General features: G+C 70.5%; 16 protein-coding genes and 1 pseudogene. 10 read left to right on the plus strand and 7 right to left on the minus strand.

Going from position 1 to position 21,065, the window contains the following annotated elements:
• The 4 genes and pseudogenes from K8V84_RS11065 to K8V84_RS11080 all read left to right on the plus strand — a co-directional run.
• Window positions 1–651 (plus strand): hypothetical protein (locus tag K8V84_RS11065; protein ID WP_304073882.1); only part of this gene is annotated, 651 nt, incomplete at its 5' end.
• A 43-nt stretch (window positions 652–694) separates the two neighbouring features.
• Complete coding sequence (locus K8V84_RS11070; RefSeq protein WP_304073884.1) at window positions 695–2,167, plus strand: 3' terminal RNA ribose 2'-O-methyltransferase Hen1; 1,473 nt, start codon at window positions 695–697, stop codon at window positions 2,165–2,167.
• Complete coding sequence (locus K8V84_RS11075) at window positions 2,164–4,758, plus strand: polynucleotide kinase-phosphatase (protein WP_304073886.1); 2,595 nt, start codon at window positions 2,164–2,166, stop codon at window positions 4,756–4,758. Before K8V84_RS11070 ends, K8V84_RS11075 begins: the two co-directional genes overlap by 4 nt.
• Window positions 4,759–5,040: 282 nt before the next feature.
• Window positions 5,041–6,816 (plus strand): annotated as a pseudogene (locus K8V84_RS11080) (endonuclease/exonuclease/phosphatase family protein); the annotation flags it as partial.
• A gap of 21 nt (window positions 6,817–6,837) precedes the next feature.
• Here K8V84_RS11080 and K8V84_RS11085 read toward each other — a convergent pair.
• From K8V84_RS11085 to K8V84_RS11110, 6 genes are all read right to left on the minus strand, one after another.
• Complete coding sequence (locus tag K8V84_RS11085; protein ID WP_304073890.1) at window positions 6,838–7,179, minus strand: gamma-glutamylcyclotransferase family protein; 342 nt, start codon at window positions 7,177–7,179, stop codon at window positions 6,838–6,840.
• 26 nt (window positions 7,180–7,205) lie between these two features.
• Window positions 7,206–7,952, minus strand: coding sequence for an ABC transporter permease (locus tag K8V84_RS11090; protein WP_304073892.1), 747 nt, complete (start codon window positions 7,950–7,952; stop codon window positions 7,206–7,208).
• Window positions 7,949–8,710 carry an ABC transporter permease gene (locus K8V84_RS11095; protein WP_304073893.1) on the minus strand — a complete coding sequence of 254 codons (762 nt, stop codon included), beginning with the start codon at window positions 8,708–8,710 and terminating at the stop codon, window positions 7,949–7,951. Before K8V84_RS11095 ends, K8V84_RS11090 begins: the two co-directional genes overlap by 4 nt.
• Window positions 8,710–9,609 (minus strand): ABC transporter ATP-binding protein, encoded by a 900-nt coding sequence (locus tag K8V84_RS11100; RefSeq protein ID WP_304073894.1) that lies wholly within the window; start codon window positions 9,607–9,609, stop codon window positions 8,710–8,712. Before K8V84_RS11100 ends, K8V84_RS11095 begins: the two co-directional genes overlap by 1 nt.
• A gap of 98 nt (window positions 9,610–9,707) precedes the next feature.
• Window positions 9,708–10,403 carry a response regulator transcription factor gene (locus tag K8V84_RS11105; protein WP_304073896.1) on the minus strand — a complete coding sequence of 232 codons (696 nt, stop codon included), beginning with the start codon at window positions 10,401–10,403 and terminating at the stop codon, window positions 9,708–9,710.
• Window positions 10,400–11,620: a sensor histidine kinase gene (locus tag K8V84_RS11110; protein WP_304073897.1), complete on the minus strand. Its 1,221-nt coding sequence runs from the start codon at window positions 11,618–11,620 to the stop codon at window positions 10,400–10,402. The genes K8V84_RS11105 and K8V84_RS11110 overlap by 4 nt, the downstream gene beginning before the upstream one ends.
• A gap of 142 nt (window positions 11,621–11,762) precedes the next feature.
• Between K8V84_RS11110 and galE the strand changes: the two genes are divergently transcribed.
• Window positions 11,763–12,776, plus strand: a complete 1,014-nt coding sequence (galE, locus tag K8V84_RS11115; protein ID WP_304073899.1) for a UDP-glucose 4-epimerase GalE — start codon at window positions 11,763–11,765, stop codon at window positions 12,774–12,776.
• 103 nt (window positions 12,777–12,879) lie between these two features.
• Window positions 12,880–14,460, plus strand: a complete 1,581-nt coding sequence (gene guaA, locus K8V84_RS11120) for a glutamine-hydrolyzing GMP synthase (RefSeq protein ID WP_304073901.1) — start codon at window positions 12,880–12,882, stop codon at window positions 14,458–14,460.
• A gap of 69 nt (window positions 14,461–14,529) precedes the next feature.
• Here the strand turns inward: guaA and K8V84_RS11125 are convergent, their stop codons facing one another.
• Window positions 14,530–16,431, minus strand: coding sequence for a serine/threonine-protein kinase (locus tag K8V84_RS11125; protein WP_304073903.1), 1,902 nt, complete (start codon window positions 16,429–16,431; stop codon window positions 14,530–14,532).
• A gap of 262 nt (window positions 16,432–16,693) precedes the next feature.
• On the opposite strand from K8V84_RS11125, the gene K8V84_RS11130 reads away from it, so the two are divergent.
• The 4 genes from K8V84_RS11130 to K8V84_RS11145 all read left to right on the plus strand — a co-directional run.
• On the plus strand, window positions 16,694–17,641 hold the full coding sequence (locus tag K8V84_RS11130; protein ID WP_304073905.1) for a 4-(cytidine 5'-diphospho)-2-C-methyl-D-erythritol kinase: 948 nt from the start codon (window positions 16,694–16,696) through the stop codon (window positions 17,639–17,641).
• Between the two features lie 83 nt (window positions 17,642–17,724).
• Entirely contained in the window at window positions 17,725–18,429 is a 705-nt protein-coding gene (locus K8V84_RS11135; protein ID WP_304073907.1) for a thiamine pyrophosphate-dependent enzyme, read from the plus strand.
• 19 nt (window positions 18,430–18,448) lie between these two features.
• Window positions 18,449–19,348: a transketolase gene (locus tag K8V84_RS11140; protein WP_304073909.1), complete on the plus strand. Its 900-nt coding sequence runs from the start codon at window positions 18,449–18,451 to the stop codon at window positions 19,346–19,348.
• 105 nt (window positions 19,349–19,453) lie between these two features.
• On the plus strand, window positions 19,454–21,065 hold a 1,612-nt coding region (locus tag K8V84_RS11145; RefSeq protein WP_304073911.1), incomplete at its 3' end, for an ABC-F family ATP-binding cassette domain-containing protein.

Consider the following 21,065-nt stretch of genomic DNA (forward strand, 5'->3'; position numbering starts at 1 on the left):
CGCGTGCCCCTGACCGAGGCCGCCCGGCTCAACCCCGACGACGCCGCGCCCTGGGCCGCGCTGCAGACCGTCGCCATGGGGCTCGGCGACCGGTCCGAACGCGAGCGTTCCTGGACGGAGGCGCATGCCCGTGCGCCCCACCTGGTAGCCGCCCACATGACCCGGGTCCGGGCCTTGGCCCCGAGCCGCGGAGGGTCTGTGGAGGAGATGTTCGCCGCGGCGGGCGCGGCGGCCGACACCGCGCCCGAGGGCAGCCCGCTCCCGTCGGTGTTGGCCCTGGCCCACGCCGAGTACCTGCGAGGGGAACAGCGTCGGCTGACCGAGGAGGGCAAGAGTCCCTACATCGTGTCGATGAGCCTGGGCCGACTGCACGGTGAGGGGGTGCGGGAGCTCTATCGGCTCGCCCGGGCGTGGGTGTCGGCCGGCGTTCCGCACGTGCGCGACGTGCAGGCGCATCACCTGTTCGCGTGGGCGTTCCGGCGGGCGGGCGAGTCCGATCCGGCGCGCTGGCACCTGAGCGCGGCCGGCCGTTTCTACAACGAGATCCCCTGGTCCTTCTTCGGCCCGGCCCGCGCGGAGGTCGCCCGGGCCATGGCCGAACTGGGCGTGGACCCGCGGCAGGCGCCCGAGGTCGACCCCGACGCGGGATGAAAAGCGCTGGTCGCCAGGTGAGGTGGTCGGCCACAATGCATGGGTGCTACTGACGATCACGACCACGGCCCGCCCGGCGACAGACCTCGGATACCTGCTGCACAAGCATCCCGACAAGGCGCAGAGCTTCGAGCAGTCTTTCGGGACGGCTCACGTCTTCTACCCCGAGGCCACCGAGGAACGCTGTACCGCGGCGCTGTTGCTGGAGGTCGACCCGCAGGCGCTGCTGCGTACGCGCACGTCGGTGAGCACCCCCGACTTCGCCCTGGCCCAGTACGTCAACGACCGCCCCTACGCTTCGTCCTCGCTGTTCACGGTGGCGCTGGGCCGGGTGCTGCGGACCGCGATCCGTGGCGTGTGCGAGGGGCGCCCCGGGCTGGCCGACACCCCCATCCCGCTGGAGCTGCACCTGCCCGCGGTGCCGTGCCGACCGGGGCCGGACAAGGCCCGGGCCCTGTTCGAGCCGCTGGGCTGGACGGTGCGCGCCGAACCGGTACCGCTGGACCCCGGGCTGCCCGGTTGGGGCGACTCCCACTACCTGTCGCTCACGCTGACCGGCACCCTGCGACTGGCCGACGCCCTCGGCCACCTGTACGTGCTGCTGCCCGCGATGGAGGGCGGCGACAAGCACTACTGGGTGGACTCCACCGAGATCGACAAGCTGCTGCGCGCCGGCGGTGCCCCCGTGGACGGGGTCGAGTCGGAGGACGGCGCGGGTTGGCTCGCCGGGCACCCCGAACGCGAGTGGATCACCCGGCGCTACCTCGCCCGCCGGGACCGGTACGTGCGCACCGCCCTGGCCCGCCTGACCGAACACGAGGAGCCGGAAGGGGAGCGGGCCGACCCGGTGGTGGAGGAACGCGAGCCGTCCCTGGCCGACCGGCGGGCGAGCGCGATCGAGGCGGTCCTCGAATCCGAGCACGTCTCCAGCGTCATCGACCTGGGTTGTGGCGGCGGGAAGCTGCTGGAGCGGCTGGTCCGGCACCGGAACCTGGAGCGGATCACCGGGGTGGACGTCCACCTGGGCGGTCTGGAGATCGCCCACCGCAAGCTCTGCAAGGGTTGCGACCCGGGCGGCGGCCGCGGCCACCGGCCGCTGTTCGCCGACGCCACCGCGAGCCGGTCCGACCGCAGGCCTCGGACCGAGCTGCTGCTCGGCTCCGTGGTCTACCGGGACAAGCGTTTCCACGGTCACGACGCCGCCGTGCTCATGGAGGTCGTCGAACACCTCGACCCCTCCAGGCTGCCCGCCATGGAGGACGTCGTCTTCGGTGACGCCGCGCCCCGCGTCGTCGTGGTCACCACGCCCAACGTCGAGTACAACCGCCACTACGAGGGCCTGACCGACGGGTCCCTCCGCCACGTCGACCACCGCTTCGAGTGGACCCGCGCCGAGTTCGCCACGTGGGCCGATCGGGTCGCGGAACAGTACGGCTACACCGTCCGGTGCCTGCCGGTCGGCGACGAGCACCCCGAGACCGGGGCACCGACACAGATGGGGGTCTTCACCCGATGACCGAGACGAACCTGGAGGCCGCCCGCGAGCCCCGCGTGCTCGGCGTGCCCCGGATGGGGCTCGTCCTGCTGGTCGGGGTCTCCGGGTCGGGCAAGTCGACCTTCGCCGCCGAGCACTTCGCTCCCACCCAGGTGATCGGCTCCGACTTCTGCCGCGGCGTGGTCAGCGACGACGAGAACGACCAGACCGCCACCGCCGACGCGTTCGCGCTGCTGAACACCATCGTGGACATCCGGCTGCGGCGCGGACTGCTCACCGTCGTGGACGCCACCAACGTCCAGCGCAAGGCCCGCGAACAGCTCATTCGCATCGCCAAGGACAACAACGTCCTGACCACCGCGATCGTGCTGGACGTGCCCGAGTCCGTGGCCGTGGCGCGCAACCGCTCCCGGGCGGACCGCGACTTCGGCGACCACGTCGTACGCCGGCAGCGTCGAGACCTGCGAGACGGGCTCAAACGCATGGCACGCGAGGGCATCCGCAAGGTGCACGTCCTCAAGGGGCAGGAGGAGATCGACGCCGTCCGGATCGAGCTGGAACGTCCCTGGCCGGACCGGACCGAACTCACCGGACCCTTCGACATCGTCGGCGACGTCCACGGCTGTCGTTCCGAGCTGGAGTCCCTGCTCGGCGACCTCGGTTACGAAATGCGCCACGACGACCAGGGGCGACCCGTGGGTGCGCACCACCCCGAGGGGCGCACGGCCGTGTTCGTCGGAGACCTCGTGGATCGGGGCCCGGACAGCCCCGGTGTACTGCGCCTGGTCATGGGGATGGTCGCCGACGGCGACGCCCTCTGCGTGCCCGGCAACCACGAGAACAAGCTGGTCCGCTACATGAGGAAGGGCTCGGGCAGGCTCACCCACGGTCTGGCCGAGACCGTCGAACAGCTGGGACGCGAGAGCGAGGAGTTCCGCGAGCAGGTCCTGGAGTTCTGCGACGGTCTCGTCAGCCACCTCCTCCTGGACGAGGGGAGGCTGGTGATCGCCCACGCCGGGCTCAAGGAGGAGTACCACGGTCGTGCCTCCGGGCGGGTCCGTTCCTTCGCCCTGTACGGCGAGACCACCGGGGAGACCGACGAGTTCGGTCTGCCGGTGCGCCTGCCCTGGGCGCGCGACTACCGGGGCAAGGCCACGGTCGTGTACGGGCACGTACCCACCGACAAGGCCGAGTGGCTCAACAACACCATCTGCCTGGACACCGGCTGTGTGTTCGGTGGGCGTCTCACCGCGCTGCGCTACCCGGAGCGCGAGATCGTGGACGTGGACGCCGAACAGGTCTGGTACGAACCGGTACGACCGTTGGTCGAGGACGCGTCGAAGGGCGCCGACCGGAACACCGGGCAGGCCATCGACGGCACCGATGTCGGCCTGGGCGACCTCCACGCCGGCCTGTTCGTCAGCACCGACGACGGCGTCGTACGGGCGAACGCGGAGAGCGCCATGGCCGCGCTGGAGGTCATGAGCCGTTTCGCCGTCGACCCACGGTGGCTGGTGTACCTACCGCCCACTATGGCGCCCGCGCCCACCGCGGCCGACCCGGGCCTGCTGGAGCACCCCGCCGAGGCCTTCGAATCCTTCCGCTCCTGCGGCATCGACCAGGTGATCTGCGAGGAGAAGCACATGGGCTCGCGGGCCGTGGCGGTGCTGTGCCGGGACGAGGCGGCCGCCGAACGGCGCTTCGTTCCCGGGGAGCTCGGCACCGTCTTCACCCGCACCGGGCGACCCTTCTTCAAGGACGCAGGGCTGCAGGGGACGATCGTCGACGAACTGCGTCGCGCGATCTCCGACGCCGGCCTGTGGGACAGGCTCGGCACCGACTGGATGGTCCTGGACGGGGAGATGCTGCCCTGGTCGGCCAAGGCCGGCTCGCTCATCCGTGACCGGTACGCGTCGGTGGGCGCCGCGGCGAGGGCCTCGCTGCCGGCCGCCGGCGCCGCGCTGGCCGCCGCGGCCGAACGCGGGGTGGACGTGTCCGTGCTCGCCGAGACCGTCGAACGCCGCACCGGGCAGATGGCGGCGTTCAGCGACGTCTACCGCCGCTACACCTGGGAGACCGACGGGGTGAAGGGCCTGCGGTTCGCCCCGTTCATGCTGGCGGCCACCGAGGGGCGGGAGTACACCGAGGCCGACCACCTCTGGCACATGGGCGTGGCCGAACAGCTCGCCGACGCCCACCCGATGATCCACCGCACCCGCTACCGGGTCGTGGACACCACCGACGGCGACGCCTGCGAGGCCGCAGCCCAATGGTGGCGGGAGATGGTCGACGTCGGAGGCGAGGGCATGGTGGTCAAGCCGCTGCTCGGCGCCCGGGCCAGGGCCCGCAAGGGGCCGGCGCAGCCGGGGCTGAAGGTGCGCGGGCCCGAGTACCTGCGGATCATCTACGGGGCCGACTACACCGACCCCGAACGGATCGCGGTGCTCAAGGACCGCAGGCTGGGCCGTAAGGCCGGGCTGGCCATGCGCGAGCACAAGCTCGGGCTGACGGCCCTGTCCCGGCTGGCGGCGGGCGAACCGCTGTGGCGGGTGCACGAGCCGGTCTTCGCGCTGCTGGCGCTGGAGACCGAACCGGTCGACCCCCGCCTGTGACGGAACGAGGGTGACGGCGCGCCCCGAACTTGGAGGATCACACCGGGTTCGGGGCGACGCTTTGTCATGGGATCACCACAATCGGATCGCACTTCGTCTTCTTTTCACGTCCACTCTTTCGAGGGGACGCCCCCGAGGGCGATGATGAGCCGGCACAAAACCCCCGTCCCCGACACCACCGGAGATTCAGGCGTGTCCTCAACCCCCTACCGAACCACCGGCGTCGTCCTCGCCGCCATGGCCCTGGGTGCCGGCCTGGTCGCGGCGGTGCCCGCCCTGGCCGACGGCGAGCAGGCACCGACCGAACCGGGCGATCTGCGCATCCATGACGTCCAAGGCACCACCCGCACCTCACCCCTGGTGGGCGAGGAGGTCACCGGCCTCCCCGGTGTCGTCACCGCCATCGCCGGGTTCGGCGGCGCGCAGGGCTTCTGGTTCCAGGACCCCGAGGGCGACGACGACCCACGCACCAGCGAAGCGCTGTTCGTCTTCACCGGGTCCACCACCCCCGACGTCGAGGTCGGCGACGAGGTCCTGGTCTCCGGGAGGGTGAGCGAGTACGGCCCGCAGGACGGTGCCCAGACCATCACCCAGCTCGACCGGGCGTCCTGGAACGTCGTGTCAGCCGGCAACGAGCTGCCCGAGTCGGTCCGGCTGGAGGAGGACACGATCCCCGGGGCCTACGTGCCCGCTCCCGGCGGCGACATCTCCGAACTGGAGCTGGAACCCGACACCTACGCCCTCGACTTCTGGGCCGCGCACGAGCACATGCGGGTCCGGGTCGAGGACGCCCCCGTCATCGCGCCCACCGACGGCTACGACGCCCTGTGGGTGACCACCCGTCCCGACGAGAACGCCACGGCGAACGGCGGGGCCCACTACGGCTCCTACGACGACCCCAACGGCGGCCGGGTGAAGATCGAGTCGCTGATCGACCACGCGGAGCGCCCCTTCCCGGAGGCGAACGTCGGCGACACCCTCGCGGGGGTCACCGAGGGGCCCGTCTATTACAGCCAGTTCGGTGGCCACGTGATCCGCGCCACCACCCTGGGCGAGCACGCCACGGGTGACCTGGAGCGGCGACCGGTCCGCGAGACCGAGCGGCACGAGGTCTCCGTGGCCACCTACAACGTCGAGAACCTCGGTGGCACCGACGACCAGGCGGACTTCGACGCCCTCGCCGAGGGGTTCGTGGAGTACGTCGGTTCCCCCGACATCGTCGGCCTGGAGGAGATCCAGGACGACAGCGGTGAGACCGACGACGGCGTGGTCGACGCCGGCCTCACCCTGGACCGGCTCGTCGACGCGATCGCCGACGCGGGGGGCCCCGCCTACGAGTGGCGCCAGATCAGCCCGGAGGACAAGCAGGACGGCGGCGTGCCCGGCGGCAACATCCGCAACGCCTTCCTCTTCAACCCGGACCGTGCCCGGTTCGTGGACGTGGAGGGCGGCGACGCCACCACCGCGGTGGAGGTCGTCGAGGGCGAGGACGGGGCCGAACTGTCGGTCTCCCCGGGCAGGATCAGCCCCGAGGACGAGGCCTGGGAGGAGAGCCGCAAACCCCTGGTCGGCCACTTCCGGGCCCTCAACCGCGACGTGTACGTGGTCACGAACCACTTCAACTCCAAGGGCGGCGACGAGCCCCTGCACGGGGTCCGGCAGCCGCCGAACCGGTCCAGCGAGGTGCAGCGGGCCGCCCAGGCGGAGCTGGTCCGGGAGTTCGCAGACGACCTCCTGGCCGTCGACCCCGAGGCGAACCTGGTGGTGATGGGCGACCTGAACGACTTCCAGTTCTCCCACACCCTGGACGTCCTCACCGGCGAAGGAGCGCTCACCAACCCGATGGTGGACCTGCTGGAGCCGACGGAGGGCTACAACTACGTCTTCGACGGCAACTCCCAGGCCCTCGACCACATCCTGGTGAACGAGGCCCTGGCCGGCCGGGTCGACTACGAGGTCGCTCGGATCAACTCCGAGTTCCACGACCAGGTCAGCGACCACGACCCGCAGGTGCTGTGGATCGACACCCGGAGCGACACCCCGCCGCACCGGGGCTGACCCACCGTCCGCGCCGGGCCTTCAGGTGTCCGAGGCCCGGCGCAGGGCGTAGACGTTCGCCCGCACCGTTTCCCCGCTGCTCAGCCTGGCCGAGGTCGGGACCCGCCTGTACTCGTCACCCTCGAAGTCGTCGAGGCGCTTCCAGTGGCGGGTCAGCTCCTCCGAACCGAACACGAAGCCGTGGACCACGGGACCGGAGTCGTCCAGGACGATGCCCGGATAGCCGGACGCCGCGCCCCAGCCCCGCTGGAGCAGCTCTCCCCGGACCGACGCCGGTTCCCACTCACCGGGGACGTCCGCCAGGACGTGCTCGTTGGGTCTGCCCGGGGCAAGGGTTCCGTAGACGAAGAGTCGTTCGATCATCCGACCAATCTAACAAGCGCCCCTGATCAGGGCGGGTCCCGACGGGACAGCAGGTACGTGGACAGGGCCCACGACCCACAGGTGAGGGCCAGGGACGCGAACACGATCGGACCCACCGCCGCGGGATCGAGCCCGGCCGCGTCGGAGACGGCGCCGTTGCCCAGGAACAGCGCCGAGGTGACCAGGGAGTGGGGGAACAGGTGGGACACCACGCCGCCCTGGCCGCCGTACAGCAGCCCCGTTCCGATCGCGCACCCCAACAGTCCTACGGCCACCGGCGCGGTGAACGACCGGATCAGCATCGACAGCAGCGACTGCGCGGCCACCACGGGCAGGGCCGCCACCACCCCGAGCAGCGCGACGACCGCGTACTCCCACGGTGGTGCGCCCTCCAGGTCGAGCACGAACATTCCGATCCCGGTCGCCAGGGTCAGCAGGACCACCTGCATGGCCACCACCACGAGGGTGATCGAGACGATCTTGGCGCCCACTATCGCCCCGGGACGCGCGGGAGTGGCCATCAACAGGTTCCAGTTGTGCCCCCGGTGCTCCATCCGCCAAGCGGCCGAGGCCAGCACGGCCACACCCATCGACATGAAGAAGAGGCCGTAGAACAGCACCACCTGGGACCAGTAGGCCTCCCAACCGGAGGAGAGCACCTCCTGGTTGGCGGCGTAGTTCACGGTCCCCGCCGTGACGGCGAGCACCGGCAGTACGAAAGCGACGACCCACAGGGCCGAGCGACGCAGCTTGGTGAGTTCGGCGAGGATCACGCGGGATCTCCCTCGGCTCGGTCCAAGCGTCGGCACGCCCCGAGGAACAGGGCCGCCGCGGCGCACAGGAACAGGGCGAAAGCCCAGGGGAGGGGCGCCGACTCGATCAACCGCTCGTTGGCCATCGCCACCGGCGAGATCGCCGCGTAGTAGCCCCAGGGCAGTACGTAGGCCACCCACGTGGGCATCAGCAGCGCGTAGACCGCGTAGAAGGCCCCCAGCAGCCCCACGCCGATCCCCACGAGCTGGTTGTCCACCCGGGCGGCCAGCCACAGGTGCAGGCCCAGCAGCGCCAGGTTCACCAGCAAAAGGAAGAGCCCATAGCGCGCCCACAGGGTGATCGGGGGAGCGACCTCGATCCCCACGACCGTGCCCGCGAGGACGAGCAGCACGCACTGCGCCACCACGGTGACCGTCAGGACCACGCCCAGAACGACCGCCTTGGCCCGGCACAGCAGCCCCGGCCCCAGACCAGACACCCGGGCCAGGAACCAACCCCGGCCCTGGTGTTCGATGTCCACCTGGCGTCCGGCGAGCACCGCGACCAGGATCGGTGAGGTCATCGCCGAGATCATCACCTGGTTCAGCAACAGGGACTCCCAGGGTTGGGCGGCCGGATCGGCGAACCCCTCGCGCGCGCTCTCGGAGAAGAGGCTCATCCCCGACAGGGCGACGACGGCGACCACCATCACCAGGCACGACACCCACACACGCAGACCGCGTGTCTTGTGGATCTCCAGGCCCACGGCCATCCGCATCACGACAGCCCCTCCCGCCCGGTCAGGTCCATGAAGACCTCCTCCAGGGAGCGGCGCACACGATAGAGCCCGTGAACGGGGACGTCGTGGTGGACCAGCCGCCGCACCAGGTCGGCGGCGTCGTCGTCGCCCGCCCCGGCCAGGCGCAGCCCTTCGTGGGTGCGCACGGCCGGCACCCCCAGGGCCAGGGCGCGTTCGGGTTCGGTGGTCCGCAGCACCAGGTCAGGCGTACTGCGGTCGAACAGTTCCGCTCGGGTGCCCTGGAAGATCAGCCGCCCCCGGCCGAGGATCCCCAGGACCGACGCCATCCGGTCGACCTCGTCCAGCAGGTGGCTGGAGACCATGACGGTGACACCCTCCCCGGCCAGGGAGGTCAAGAGGTCGCGGATCTCCTCGATCCCGGCCGGATCCAGCCCGTTGGTGGGTTCGTCGAGGATGAGCAGACGGGGTTCGCGGGCCAGGGCCATGGCGATGCCCAGCCGTTGCTTCATTCCGAGCGAGTAGGCGCGGACCGGTTTGTCCATGTGGTCGCGCAGACGCACGGTGGCCACGGCGCGCTCCACCTGGTGCTCGGTGAGCCCGAGCATCCGGCGGACGATCGCCATGTTCTCCCGGCCGGTCAGGTGCCCGTATCCCGGCGGGGATTCGATCAGGGAGCCGATCAAGGGGGAGAGTTCGTGCCGGGTGCGGCGGTCCATGGGGCGACCCAGGACGCTGATCCGTCCTCGGTCGGGGCGAACCAGCGACAGCAGCATCTTCATCGTGGTGGACTTGCCCGACCCGTTGGGGCCGAGGAACCCGTAGACGCACCCCTGGGGTACGAGCAGGTCCAGGGAGTCCACGACCGTGCGAGACCCGTAGGTCTTGGTCAGCCCGTCCGTGGTGATGACGTGATTCATGAAGCTCCTTCCACCGAGGAGACTCCACCGTCGAACCCACACGGCGCATCGGACCGTGGTACCGACAAGGCACTCGTACCAGGGTCCGAGCCGTGGCCTCAGGCGTCGCGGAGCAGGTCCCGACGATCCACGAGACCGGCGCGGAAGGCGAACAGCACCGCCTGGACCCGGTCCCGGGAGGTGGTCTTGGCCAGCACGTTGCCCACGTGGGTCTTGACCGTGGGCATGGACAACACCAGCAGCTCGCAGATCTCGGTGTTCGTGTACCCGCGAGCCACCGCCGTGAGGACCTCACGCTCCCGTGGTGTCAGGGATTCCAGGGCCCTTCGGGTCTCCCGTGCCGGAGGGGACGACGGGCCCGAGCCGCCGCCCAGCAGCGGACGCACATGCTGGAGCAACCTTCGGGTGGAGCTCGCCGAGACCACCGAATCTCCCCGATGCACGGCGCGCAGCGCCTCCAGGAGTTCCTCCGGGGGAGTGTTCTTGAGCAGGAACCCGGTCGCGCCGGCCTCGATGCCCTCGATCACGTACTCGTCGGTGTCGAAGGTGGTGAGCACCACGATCCGACACCGCGCGCCCGAATCCACCAGCGTGCGCGTGGCGCTCAGCCCGTCCGTCCCCGGCATCCGGACGTCCATCAGCACCAGGTCCACCGGGTCCGCGCGTTGGCGCTCGACGGCCTCGGCCCCGTCGCCGGCCTGCCAGGCCACGGCCATGTCGGGCTGGGAGTCGATGACCATGGCCATCCCGGCGGTGAAGAGCCGCTGGTCGTCGGCCAGCCCGATCCGGATCACGTCTCCTCCCAGGGAACGCTCGCACGGATCCGCCAGAGGTCGGTGGTCCCGTCCGTTCCCGCCTCCAGGGTCCCGCCGTGCAGGGCGATCCTTTCCCGCATTCCGATCAGACCATGTCCTCCGTCCCTTTCGCCGGGTCCCCGCGGCTCGGGACCGACCGGGTTGGTCACGGTGACCACGATCAGCCCGGGGGAGCGTGTGAGGTGGACCGTCACGGGGACCGGGCCGGCGTGTTCCAGGGCATTGGCCAACGACTGTTGGACGAGGCGGTAGACCGTCAGGCCCACGCTGGCGGGCGGGGGCACCACCTCGTGCGCGGGTGGGTCCTCCTGTGCCAGACGGACCCGTAGACCCGTCCGCCGGTACTCCTCCACCAGGGCGGGAAGCTCGTCCAGACCGGGCATGGGGGAGACCTCGCGTTCCCCGTCCTCCCGTAGCACCCCCAACAGCCTGTGCAGTTCGCGTGCGGACTCCCGACCCACCCGACCGATCGTCTCCAACGCGGTCACCGCCGACTCCGGGGACGACCGCGCGGCGTAGCGGCCCCCGTCGGCCTGGGCGACGATGACGTTCAACGAGTGCGCGAGGACGTCGTGCATCTCCCGGGCGATGTGGGTGCGCTCGCCCAGGGCGGCCAACCTCAGTTCCTGTTCGCGCTTGGCCCGGAGCAACCGGCCGTGTTCCCGGAGCCGGTCGACCTCCTCCCGGTTGTGCCGGCGCACCGTACCGAGCAGGGCGAACAGCAGCAGGGTCGTCCACGCCGACAACAGGGAGGCGACCCTGGCCCCGAGGTCCTCCGTATAGACCAGGTCAGGGATGAACAGGACGGCCCAGGCCGCGCCCAGGAGCAGCACGAGCAGGACCGCGCGGCGCCACCACGTCGACAGTTCGGTCTGCGAGGTGTAGGTGGCGACCAGCACGCAGATCACCGACAGGGTGGTGAAGTGCTCCATCCAGAGCACCTGGATCGCCAACAGTGCCGCCAGTGCCGTCAAGGCGGTCAGTGGGCGGACCCGGCGCGCGCTCAAGGCCGCGCAACATCCCACGGTCAGCGTGAGGTAGGCGGCGGAATCCACGGGGGAGGCCGACGAGAGCGGCCAGGTCGCCAGCAGCAGGACGAACCAGAGCGCGGCCCAGAGCACGTCCATGACGAACACGTGCTCACGGGACCAGGACGTCGCACGGGTGGTGAACGAACGCGGGGACGGGACGGGCATGGTCCCCAACGTTAGCCGGCACCACGGCACGGCACCTCATGCCGCGGTATGAATTCACCGATCGGTGAGCGTCACCCGTTCGCCGCGCCGCATTGCCTATCCTGAAGGGGTCAGCAGCACCCTCACCTCCAGGGATGGATCGATGAACGTCCTGCTCACCGGTGGCGCCGGGTACATCGGCTCCCACACCGCCGTCGCGCTCCTCGAGGCGGGCCACGAGGTGGTGGTGGTCGACTCCTTGGTCAACAGCCACGAGGAGTCCCTGCGCCGGGTGGAGCGGATCACCGGTCGCGCCCTCGCCTTCCACAAGGCCGACTGCGCCGACCCCGAGGCGATGCGGGCGATCTTCGACCGGCACGACGTCGACGCGGTCATCCACCTGGCGGGGCTCAAGGCCGTGGGCGAGTCCGTCCGGCAGCCCCTGCGCTACTACCGCAACAACCTGGACGCGCTTCTCACCCTGTGCGAGACCATGCACGCAGCGGGGGTCCGCGACCTGGTCCTGAGCTCTTCGGCCACGGTCTACGGCGACCCGGAGCGGGTGCCCATCACCGAGGACGCGGGCCTGTCCACCACCAACCCCTACGGCAGCACCAAGCTGTTCGCCGAGCGCATCCTCGACGACCTGGCCACCGCCGAATCCGACTGGCGGATCATCTCCCTGCGCTACTTCAACCCGATCGGCGCGCACCCCAGCGGCCTGATCGGAGAGGACCCCCAGGGCATCCCGAACAACCTCTTCCCCTACATCGCCCAGGTCGCCGCCGGGCGCAGGGAGAGGCTGAGCGTCTACGGTGACGACTACGACACCCCCGACGGCACCGGGGTCCGCGACTACCTGCACGTGGTGGACCTGGCCGCCGGGCACCTGGCCGCCGTCGACCACCTGGCCGACGCCCCCGGACACCGGGTCTACAACCTCGGCACCGGGCACGGGACCTCGGTCATGGAGAGCCTGCGCGCCTTCGAACGCGCGACCGGTGACACCATCCCGTACGAGGTGATCGGCCGTCGACCGGGCGACATCGCCGTCTGTTACGCCGACCCCGCCGCGGCCGCGAGCGAACTGGGCTGGAAGGCGCAAAAGTCCGTCGACGACGCCTGCAGGGACGCCTGGCGTTGGCAGTCGACCAACCCGAACGGTTTCGCGGGCTGACCTTCGGGGCGTGCCGGTTCGCATACCCGAGCGGGCGTCCTGAACATGACCAACGCCCTAGACTGGACGGACATCCCGATTTTTCTGCGGAAGGTCCTCCGTCGTGTCCGTTGCTGCTGACAGCACGTTCGACACCGTCCTCGTCGTCGACTTCGGTGCGCAGTACGCGCAGCTGATCGCGCGACGGGTCCGCGAGTGTCACGTGCACAGCGAGATCGTGCCCTCGACCATGCCGGTCGAGGAGATGCTCGCCAAGAAACCCAAGGCCATCATTCTCTCCGGCGGCCCTTCCTCGGTGTACGCCGAGGAAGCCCCGAACGTGGGGGCCGAGCTGTTCGAGACCGGGGTCCCGACCTTCGGTATCTGCTACGGCTTCCAGGCGATGACGCGCGCTCTGGGCGGGGTCGTCGACCGGACCGACCTGAGCGAGTTCGGCCGTACCCGGATGTCGACCACGGCCGACTCGGTGCTGTTCGAGGGACTGCCCTCGGAGCTGAACGTGTGGATGTCGCACGGTGACTCCGTGGTCCAGGCGCCCGACGGCTTCAAGAGCGTCGCCGGCACCGCGGGCGCCCCGGTCGCCGCCTTCGAGGACACCGACCGCCGCCTGTTCGGCGTCCAGTTCCACCCCGAGGTCATGCACACCGAGCACGGCCAGGAGGTGCTGCGCCGCTTCCTGTACGAGGGGGCCGGCTGCCGTCCCACCTGGACGATGGTGAACATCGTCGAGGAGCAGTTGGAGCGCATCCGCACCCAGATCGGCGACAAGCGCGTCATCTGCGCCCTCAGCGGCGGGGTGGACTCCGCCGTGGCCGGCGCGCTGGTCCAGCGCGCCGTCGGTGACCAGCTCACCTGCGTGTTCGTCGACCACGGCCTGCTCCGCAAGGGCGAGGCCGAGCAGGTCGAGAAGGACTACGTGGCGATCACCGGCGCCAAGCTCAAGGTGGTCGACGCCGAGGAGCGATTCCTCGCCGCGCTGGCCGGGGTCACCGACCCCGAGGAGAAGCGCAAGATCATCGGCCGTGAGTTCATCCGCGTGTTCGAGCAGGCGGCCCGCGAGGTCGTCGAGGAGAGCGGCGAGGGCGGCTCCGAGGTCGAGTTCCTGGTGCAGGGCACCCTCTACCCGGACGTGGTGGAGTCCGGTGGCGGTTCCGGCACCGCCAACATCAAGTCGCACCACAACGTCGGCGGCCTCCCCGAGGACCTGCAGTTCACCCTGGTGGAGCCGCTGCGCGAGCTCTTCAAGGACGAGGTCCGTCGGGTCGGCGAGGAACTGGGCCTGCCCGCCGAGATGGTGTGGCGCCAGCCCTTCCCCGGCCCCGGTCTGGGCATCCGCATCATCGGAGAGGTGACGCGCGAGCGGCTGGAGATCCTGCGCGAGGCCGACGCCATCGCCAGGGAGGAGCTCACCCGCGCCGGGCTGGACCGCGACATCTGGCAGTGCCCGGTGGTGCTGCTCGCCGACGTGCGTTCGGTGGGCGTGCAGGGTGACGGTCGCACCTACGGCCACCCGGTCGTGCTGCGCCCCGTCAGCAGTGAGGACGCCATGACCGCGGACTGGTCGCGGGTCCCCTACGACGTGCTGGCCCTGATCTCCAACCGGATCACCAACGAGGTCCGTGAGATCAACCGGGTGACGCTGGACGTGACCAGCAAGCCCCCGGGCACGATCGAGTGGGAGTAGGACTCCCCGAGAGAACGAGGGCGGGGTCCGGCGCACACGCGCCGGACCCCGCCCTCGTTCGTGTGTCCGTCATTCGGGGACGGGAAGCCTGATGCTGGTCGGGTCCTGCTCCGGGTCGTGGAACAGTTCCAGGGTCTCGGGGAGTTCGTCCACGGTCAGGAGGAAGACCAGCGGACCCACACCGGACTCACCCGGATCGATCGTTCCCCACAGGCTGGACCTGGCCTCGCCGGCGGTCGGTGACTCGGAGTTGAGCCAACGCTTGTCGTCGGTCACCAGCTTCTGGCTGTCGGAACCGAAGTCGATCGGGGCGTCGCCCCTGTTCTCCACGGTCAGGTCGATCACGCAGTATCGGCCGCCGGAGGGGGTCGAACGTCCGGGCAGCTCCCTGTCGCAGGAGAGCTGCTCGACCTGATAGCGGACCGATTCGTCGGGGGAGAAGGCCGCGCCGTTCTCGTCGGAGGGAGGGGGCTCGTCCGGGGCCTGACCCGCCTGGGAGTCCCCCTCCTGCTCAGGGCTCTCCACCGAGGCCCCGGGGTCGTCGGTCCCGTTCCCCTGGTTCCGGTCCGGGGAGAAGGCGCCGTTCATGGCCAGCAGGATCAGCAGGGCGATGGCCACCGTCAAGGCGATGGCGGCCGCGATGACACCCCAGTAGAAGGTGCCGTGCCTGCCCGGGGTGGTGGGGCGGTGCGGTGGCGGGGGCACCGGCGGAACGTACGGTTGTGGGCCTCGCTGTTGTTCGGGCGGCGGCACCATCGGGATGGGGCCGGTGGAGGCGGGGTGATGCGCGGGCGGAGGTCCCTGCTGGGCGGGGTGCGGCTGCCCCTGCGGCCCGGGTGCCGCCGGGTGACCGGTCGACGGGTGCGCCGCGTGTTGCTGCTGAGGGGCCTGTTGCGGCTGTCGGGGCGGCTGGTGGGGCGCCTGCTGCGGGGGGTGGGTGAAGTTGCCGGTCTGGTGCGCGGGCGGTGCCATGGGGGCCGCCGCCTGGTACTGGCCGGGGGCCGGATGACGCATGCCCGTCGCGCCCTGGTGCGCCGGATGCGGCATGCCGGGAGGCCCGGGCGGGCCCGGCGGCAGGTTGGGTCGCCACGACTGGTGCAGGGCGTGCGAGACCATGTCGTTGGGGTTGCCGGCCTCCTCGCCACCGGCGAGCTCCAACAGGAGGTCCTGCGCGGTGGGTCTGCGGCCGGGTTCCTTGGCCAGGGCGCGGGCGACCAGACGGTCCAGCGGCGGGTCCAGGTTGCTGATCTGGGGTTCGGCGAACAGCACCCGCTTGCCCAGCGTCATGGCGTCGCCGTTGCCGAAGGGGTGCGTGCCGTTCCCGGCGAAGGCCACCAGACAGCCCCAGGCGAAGATGTCCGCCGAGGTGGTGACCTTCTCCTCCAGCAACTGCTCGGGCGCCATCCAACCGGGGCTGCCCATGACGATGCCGGTCTGGGTGTGGTTGGTGGCGGTGTTCATCGCCCGCGCGATGCCGAAGTCGATCACCCGGGGACCGGAGATGGACAGCAGCACGTTGGCGGGCTTGAGGTCGCGGTGGACCAGCCCGGTGCGGTGGATGGCCGCCAACGCCGCGGCCACGCCCAGGGCGAAGCCGTGCAGCGTGGAGGAGTCCAGGGGACCGTTCTCCGCTATGTGCTCGGCCAGGGCCGTGCCCGCGATGTACTCGGTCACCATGTAGGGGCGGTTCTCGAACGTCCCGTGGTCGAGCACCTTGGCGGTGCAGAAGGAGGCGACCTTGCGGGCGTTCTCCATCTCGTCACGGAAGCGTGCCCGGGTCTGCTCGTCGAACGCGAGCTCCGGGCGGATCACCTTGATCGCTACATGGTTGTTCTTCTCGGGCGTGCTGCCCAGGTAGACGGTACCCATGCCGCCACTGCCCAGCTTCCCGGACAGCACATAGGGACCGATGGTGGCCGGATCTCCGGCGGCCAACGGTTCCAGGTTCTTCGGGAGCCCATCCGACGGCAAGCGACCCTCCCCGACGGTGTCCAAACCCCGCCTTGCCCCAAGGTAGCGGTGTTTGTGCCCGGATTCCCACTCGTAGGCCGGATTGGGCCGCTTCGAGGGCGGGCGGAAACTGACATGACAGTGGTAGCGAGTCCGTGGGCGTGGATTTCGGTCGAACTCCGAGGCGCGGATCTCCGCGCTGGTCGAAGCCGGTGAACACCGTGGGCCCCGTTCCGGGGTGTGTGTTCACGCAAGGTGGGGGTTCCTTTACGATTGGGGACTCGTGACCGTTAATACCACCGTAACCGTGCGGGTCCCCGCGAAGGTGAACCTCCAGTTGGCGGTAGGGCCCGGCCGCGAGGACGGATTCCACGACCTCGTCAACGTGTTCCACGCCGTCTCGCTGTTCGACGAGGTTACCGTCAAGGACGCGTACCCGCGTCGGCAGAGCCCCCTCGTAACCCTCACCGCGGGTGGTGAGTTGGGGTCGCACCTGGCCAGGGTGCCCTTGGACGAGAGCAACCTCGCCGCCCGCGCCGCACTCTCGGTGGCGCGGGAGTCCGGCCGAGGAAGGCCGGTCGACATCCACCTGGAGAAGAACATCCCCGTGGCCGGCGGCATGGCCGGGGGAAGCGCGGACGCCGCCGCCGCGCTGGTGGCCTGCGACCGACTGTGGGGTTGTGGGCTCTCGCGTGAGCGTCTGCTGGAGTCGGCCGCCCGGCTGGGCAGCGACGTCGCGTTCGGACTGGTCGGCGCCACCGCGGTGGGCACCGGCCGTGGCGAGATCCTGGAGCCGATGTCGAGCCCGGGCCGCTACCGATGGGTGTTCGCCCTGTCCAAGCGGGGTCTTTCCACCGCGGACGTGTTCGGTGAGTACGACCGGTTGCGACCGGACGCGCCCGCCCCCCGAGCGGATCCGGCGTTGGAGAAGGCCCTCGCCGAGGGGGACGCCGTGGCGCTGGGTCGGTCGCTGAGCAACGACCTGGAGCCGGCCGCCCTGTCGCTGTTGCCCGAGTTGGAACGGACCCTGGCGGCCGGGCGTGGCGCGGGGGCACTCGGTGCTCTGGTGTCCGGTTCCGGTCCGACCTGTGCGTTTCTCGTGGGCGGGGACGAGGATTCGTCGGTGGTCGCCGAACGTGAGGCGGCGGTGGTGGCGGCGCTGCGGGGCACCGGCCTGTGCGAGCAGGTCGTGGCGGCCGACGGAGACGTCCCCGGCGCCACGGTCCTGTGACGTAAATCACCTGAGACTTTTCGGTGGTCGGGCCTTGCGTTCGGGTTGACCTCAACCTTTGTTGAGGACGAACACTGGGCCGCATGACGATCACAGCCACGTTCTCCAGGTACGCCGACCTTCCGGCGCTCATCGGGCTGATGGAGGGGGACGAGAAGCACAACGGGGCTTCCGCGTCCACACTCGACGTCCTGTGGGTGCTCTACGACCGTGTCCTCGACGTCACGCCCGCCACCGCCGAGGCGCCCGACCGCGACCGCTTCCTGCTCTCCAAGGGGCACGGACCCGCCGCCTACTACGCCGTGCTCGCGGCCAAGGGCTTCCTCGACGTGCCCACACTGCGGAGCTGGACCACCTTCGACTCCCCACTGGGCCACCATCCGGACCGTGTCCTGGTGCCCGGGGTCGAGATCGGCAGCGGCTCCCTCGGACACGGAATGCCGCTGGGCCTGGGCATGGCCCTCGGTCTGCGCGCCCAGCGGATCCGTCGGTCCGACGGCACCGAACCACGTGTGGTGGTGCTGGTCGGCGACGGCGAACTCGACGAGGGCAGCAACCACGAGGCCATCGCCGCCGCGGGCCGACTCGGTGTCGACAACCTCACCGTGGTGGCCATCGACAACGGCTCCGCCACCCACGGCTGGCCCGGAGGGATCGGCCGTCGCTTCGAGGTCGAGGGCTGGGAGACCCGTGAGGTGAACGGGCGTGACCACACCGCCCTCCACGACGCCTTCGTACCCTCCCGGGCCGGCCGGCCCCTGGCCGTCGTCGCACGCGTCCGCAACTGAGAAGCCGAGGAGCCCAGACATGCGTGAGACCTTCGCCGCCACCGTCAACGAGGCCATGGACGAGGACCCCCGTACCGCGGTCGTCCTCGCCGACATCTCCGCCGGAATGTTCCGTCGTTCAGCGCTCGAGTACCCGGGCCGGGTGATCAACCTGGGCATCCGGGAACAGGCCATGATCGACGTGGCCGGTGGGCTCGCGCTCACCGGCATGCGCCCGATCGCGCACAGCTACGCGCCCTTCCTGATCGAGCGTCCCTTCGAGCAGATCAAGATCGGTCTGGGACACCAGGACGTGGGCGCGATCCTGGTGAGCATCGGCGGCTCCTACGACGCCGCGGAGGAGGGCCGCACCCACCAGGCACCCGAGGACGTCGCCGTCCTCGACACCCTTCCCGGCTGGACCGTGAGGGTGCCCGGCCACCCCGACGAGGTCCGAGACGCCCTCGAACAGGACATCCCCGGAGACCACCGCGTCTACCTGCGCCTGTCGGGCACCTCCAACCGGGCCGCGCTGCCCGTGCAGCCCCGGTTGCACGTGGTGCGCACCGGATCGCCCCGCTCCGCCGGGGTCGTACTGGCGGTCGGCCCGATGCTGGACCGGACCCTGGAGGCCACCGCCGACCTCGACGTCACGGTCGCCTACACCTCCACCGTGCGTCCCTTCGACCGCGAGGGCCTCGGCGCGCTGACCGCCGCCGCGGGCAACGCCGACGTGCTCCTGGTGGAGCCCTACCTGCGCGGGACGTCCGCGCACGAGGTCTCCGAGGCGCTCGCCGACCGCCGGCACCGCCAACTGTCCCTGGGCGTGCCCCGCGACGCCGAACTGCGCGCCTACGGAACCCCCGCCGAGCACGCCCGGGCCCACGGTCTGGACACCGAGGGAATCGCCAAGTCCGCCAGGGAGTTCTTCCTGGTATAGGGGTTCCCTCTCCGTGAACCCGCCCGGGGCCTTGCGTGGTGCGGCCCCGGGCGTTCCCCGGTGCGCGGTCCGCGCACCTTCGCGGTGGCAGCACAATGGAGGGTGATGACGAATCTGGTCAACCTTCAGGACGTGTCCCTGGCCTACGGGCCGCTCGTACTCCTCGACAAGGTCTCCCTCGGTGTCGACGAGGGAGAACGCATCGGCGTGGTCGGCCGCAACGGCGGTGGTAAGTCCACGCTGATCTCCGTGCTGTCCGCGATCACCGAGCCGGACTCCGGCCGCGTCGTGCACAACCGCGGACTACGGGTCGGTTTCCTGCACCAGCGGGACGACTTCCCCGACACCACCGTCGGCGAGTTCGTGCTCGGCGGGCTCGCCGAGCACGAGTGGGCGGGCGACGCGCGCATTCGCGACATCCTGAAGGGGCTGCTCGGTGGTTGGGACCTGAACCTGCCGATGTCGGGCCTCTCCGGTGGTGAGCGCCGCCGTTCCGGCCTGGCGCGCCTGCTGGTCGACGACCACGACCTCATCGTCCTGGACGAGCCCACCAACCACCTCGACATCGAGGGCATCGCCTGGCTCGCCGAGCACCTGCGCGAACGCCCCGAGGCGCTCGTGGTCGTCACACACGACCGCTGGTTCCTCGACGCCGTCACCACCCGCACCTGGGAGGTCGGGCGCGGCGCAGTGGAGCGTTACGAGGGCGGGTACGCGGCCTACGTGCTCGCCAAGGCCGAACGCGACCGTCAGGCCGCCGCCGCGGAGGACCGCCGGCAGAACCTGATGCGCAAGGAGCTGGCCTGGCTGCGCCGGGGCGCCCCCGCACGTACCTCCAAGCCCAAGTTCCGGATCGAGGCGGCCAACCGGCTCATCGCGGACGAGCCGCCGGTCCGCGACACCGTCGAACTGACGCGCTTCGCCACCTCCCGGTTGGGAAAGACCGTCATCGACCTCAAGGACGTTTCGTACTCGGTCCCCGACCGCACCCTGCTGGACCACCTCACCTGGCAGCTGGGACCCGGCGACCGGGTCGGCCTGGTGGGCGTGAACGGCGCGGGCAAGTCCACGTTGCTCAAGATCCTCGCCGAGGAGCGCGAACCCGACTCCGGGACCGTGCGGACCGGTCGCACCGTCAAGCTCGCGCACCTGTCCCAGAACGTCACCGAACTCGACCCCACCGCTCGTCCCCTCCAGACCGTGATGGACGTGCGCGAGCACATCACCATCGGCAAGCGGGACTACACCGCGAGCCAGATGCTGGAGAAGTTCGGGTTCCGGGGCGAGCGCCAGTGGACCCCGATCGGTGACCTGTCCGGTGGCGAGCGCCGACGACTCCAGCTGCTCCGTCTGCTCATGGACGAGCCCAACGTGCTGTTGCTGGACGAGCCCACCAACGACCTGGACATCGAGACGCTCACCGAGCTGGAGGACCTGCTCGACGGTTGGCCGGGCTCTCTCGTGCTGGTCAGCCACGACCGGTACTTCCTGGAGCGCATCACCGACCGTGTGCTCGCCCTGATGGGCGACGGCTCCCTGGCGTTCCTGCCGGGCGGGGTCGACGAGTACCTGGACCGCCGCGCCGCCCGCGCCGGTGACGTCACCGTGCCGCTGGGAGCCTCCGAGACGGCCACCGCCGAGAAGCGGGCCGAGGACGAGGCGCCGGCCGTCTCCGCGGCCGAGCGTCGCGCCGCCCAGAAGGAGATGCAGCGCGTCG

This window comes from Nocardiopsis listeri, assembly GCF_020741345.1.
Classification (GTDB): domain Bacteria; phylum Actinomycetota; class Actinomycetes; order Streptosporangiales; family Streptosporangiaceae; genus Nocardiopsis; species Nocardiopsis listeri_A.